Annotated in this window: 1 protein-coding gene and 1 pseudogene; both read right to left on the bottom strand. The window is 53.3% G+C overall.

The genetic code is table 11. The annotated features are described in order from the left end of the window. Positions 1-73: 73 nt before the first annotated feature. Positions 74-400, bottom strand: a pseudogene (locus ACSZPU_RS25200) (flavin reductase family protein); the annotation flags it as partial. 42 nt (positions 401-442) lie between these two features. Next, positions 443-2,002 (bottom strand): cyclic di-3',5'-guanosine monophosphate phosphodiesterase PdeB, encoded by a 1,560-nt coding sequence (gene pdeB, locus ACSZPU_RS25195; protein WP_499004333.1) that lies wholly within the window; start codon positions 2,000-2,002, stop codon positions 443-445. Positions 2,003-2,209: the final 207 nt, after the last annotated feature.

The following is a 2,209-nucleotide window of genomic DNA, read 5'->3' as shown; positions in this document are numbered from 1 at the left end:
CGGCCTCATTTCTCGCTGCCGTCCAGATCAGATGCATCGCTCTCTGGGCTAAAATCTTGTGACGACACTATCTAACCTGCTCGCTTTTTTCTGCCGTCAGGCCAAATTCTGCGAATTTATCGGTCTCATCGCCGCTACAGTTGCCAATTCTAGCGACCACATCTGCCATTTGCGCATCGGGTAAGTTGATCACACACTCGCCGCTTTGTCGGATGCGCTCAAAGCTGAGGTTTCCGGCAGAGATCATGCATCCCACCAGTGACGGGGAAAACGCAAGAATGGTGTGCCAGCCCAGCGTCATGATGTTGTTTTTGCCGTGCCAGTGGCTGCTGATAAGCACCACCGGGCCGGGCTCCAGCCAGTGGCGCACATCATGCAGCGGCCAGGATTGTTTTTTCATTGCGGTGTCTCCATGCATAAGCCTGCTTAAAAGGTAGCAAACTCAGGGGAGACTCCGGTTACTTTCTGCCCAGCACACAAATGCGTCTTTGGGCAGCGCCTTACTGTATAACCAGCCCTGTCCGTACTGCACACCATGTTCGCTCAGCCATTTGAGCTGGCCTTCGGTCTCGATGCCCTCGGCCACCATTGCCAGCTTTAGCGCTTTGGCCATTTCGACGATATGGGTGGTCATGTTTTTGTATTCCAGCGCATCCACAAAGGATTTGTCGATTTTGATGATATCGACATCCAGATTTTGCAGGTAACTGAGGCTGGAGTACCCCGTACCAAAATCGTCGATATAAATGGCGTGTCCGGCCGCGCGCAGTGCCGTGATGGTGGGCATGCAGGTCGCGGGATCGGCAAAACCGTGCTCGGTCACTTCCAGCGCGATTTGCGACGGTGAAATTTGCCAGTCACTGGTCAGCTGCTGTAGCTGAGACGGAAGGGTCAGGGTTAAGAGATCGGATGGCTCAAGGTTGATGGAGACGTGCAGATCCGGGTTCTGCTGGAGCCAGGTTCCCATGTCCTCAAACACTTTTTCGATAATCACTTTGGTCAGCTGTGGCATCAGGCCCGTTTGTTCTGCCAGCGGAATAAAGGTGTCCGGGGCGAGGAAGCTGCCATCCGCCTGTCGCCAGCGGGCCAGTGCTTCCGCACCGACGATTTTCCCGTCTGCCAGCGTCACAATTGGCTGGTAGAACATCTCAATTTCCCGCGCGCGTATGGCGTCCTGCATACGATGTTGCGGCGACTGCAGGCGACGCAGAATGCGCAGTAAAAAGAGGGCGACCAGTATGCTCAGCAGCAGACCCACGGGCACCCAGATGATCAGCAGCCGGTGCCAGCTCTCTTCCAGCGGCGTCAGCGATGCCCAGGTGATGATCGTGACGCCCAATTCGGGGACCAGTAAAACATTCCAGGCTTCACCGCCGATCAGTATTTGCGCAGGGTCGTGAAGATTGATTTGCTTAATTATGTCCGGATCCAGCGTGCGGTTACTGGCGATAACCCGCCCGCTGGTGGTACCGACGAGAGCGACATTGATGGGCCAGGGGCCATAGGAGAGCACATCAATAAATGAGAATGGGTCAGTCATCACCACGTAGCGACGTGTGCCGAGACCGACCATATAGCGCATCAGACCCAGATCGTTATGGCTGGTCAGCCAGGCGCGAAAGCCATCTTTGGTCACCCTCTGCGGTGCGGGAAAGGGGGCGGTGCTGCTGTTTCTTTCCAGTGAGGAACAAAGCGGGACCGTGCCTTCGAGGTAGATAACCTCCTGAACATAACGAAACGTATAGGAAATTCGTCGCATGGCCAGCAGGTGATCCTGGCTGCACGAGATGCCATCATAAGTTTCCAGTTGGCGCAGGGCCGTTTTCCCCTGACTCACCACTCGGTCAGCACGCATTTTTACTAATCTGGAAAAGGTGTCGAGTTCGTTCATAAACGACTCTTCAGCCTGGCGATGTGCCAGCCAGACGCTTAAAGCCACCGGCAAGAGAACGGCGAACAACAGTACGCCTGTAATAAGGCTAACCAATCGTCGGTTTGTCATGACCAAAAATCCCTGTTTGATACTGAGAAACAAGCGTATTTGAGACCAACAAGTGTTATAACACGCGTCAATGATTGATTTCTTTCAGGAATTGAAGGGATGAAGAAAAAAGAGTTTGTTACCCAGGATCTCTTAGATAGTGTCGTCACGAGGATAAAAATCATTGATAATAGGGCCTTCTAATCAGAAGGCCCTATTATCATGACT

This window comes from Phytobacter sp. V69, assembly GCF_965644215.1.
Lineage (GTDB): Bacteria > Pseudomonadota > Gammaproteobacteria > Enterobacterales > Enterobacteriaceae > Phytobacter.
Note: the sequence above shows the minus strand (reverse complement) of the source record. Positions and strands in the feature narration are given on the sequence as shown.